This window comes from Testudinibacter sp. 'clade 2', from assembly GCF_006227735.1.
Classification (GTDB): Bacteria; Pseudomonadota; Gammaproteobacteria; order Enterobacterales; family Pasteurellaceae; genus Chelonobacter.
The window spans coordinates 1-1,082 of record NZ_VDHB01000233.1 but is presented as its reverse complement, the minus strand read 5'-3'; the positions used below and the strand labels follow the sequence as shown (position 1 = coordinate 1,082).

Sequence of the window (1,082 nt, the reverse complement as noted above, 5' to 3'; positions counted from 1 at the left end):
AAACTCACTTAAAGCCTTACAGTATAAGGCTTTAAGTGAGTTTTATAAAAATGACTAAAAAAGTGCCCTTTTTGCAGTAGCCACACTTACCATAAATACGGATTCAAAATCAGTATTCAGAGATATAAATGCAGTGATTGCCAACGCATTTTTACGTTTAAGAAATCATTAAACTCCGCTCAAATCTGGCATGACTATACCGTCGGAAAACAGACCTACAAACAACTTTCCATAAGCTACAATTGTGCGGTCCGAACTATCCAAAGACACCTGAAAAAAGCGCCCAGAACAGCCCTTAATGAGCCACAAGTAAAGATGTTGAATCTGATTATGGATGTCACGTTTTTCGGGCGACAATTTGGCGTATTAGTGATAATGGATTCATGCGCTAAAAAGGTCGTTTATCACCAAATAGTTCGTACAGAGAAAGATGTTTACTACACCAAAGCAATTAATCGATTACGTGAAAAAGGATTTATTATTCAATCGATTACTTGTGATGGTCGACGTGGATTGTTGAAAGATATTTTTGACACGCCTACTCAAATGTGCCAATTTCACTTGGTTGCGATGGTCATCAGAAAGCTGACAAGAAACCCTAAATCGGTAGCCGGAAAAGAGCTGAAAGCCTTGGTGAAAACGCTGAAAAATAGTCACAAAAATGAATTTTATGTCCGCTTACATCACTGGTTTTTACGGCATAAAACCTATTTGGAAGAACGGTCTGAAATCCCCGACGGCAAGGGGAAATATCCCTATAAACATCGCAAGCTGCGAGGGGCTTACGCCAGTATTAAACGTTACATGGACTACCTGTTTACCTTTGAGAAATACCCTGAATTACGGGTAGAAAAGACGACAAATCGGTTAGAGGGCTTATTCAAAGAATTAAAGCAAAAATTATCGGTACATAATGGATTGAACAGGCGAAATAAGATTATGTTTATTCAGGACTTTTTGAATAAAAAGAGTTGATTTTAGTATATAAAATACCCAAAACCAACCTTTTTGTCCAATAGGGCATGGTGTCTAAAAAATTACCAACCTTTTTGTCTACTATGCCTACAACGACGAGTGTGCTT

1 pseudogene is annotated in these 1,082 nt (G+C 37.8%); it reads left to right on the top strand.

Going from position 1 to position 1,082, the window contains the following annotated elements:
• Window positions 1-72: 72 nt before the first annotated feature.
• A pseudogene (locus FHQ30_RS12910) lies at window positions 73-975 on the top strand (IS256 family transposase, variant Zn-binding type); the annotation flags it as partial.
• Window positions 976-1,082 lie beyond the last annotated feature (107 nt).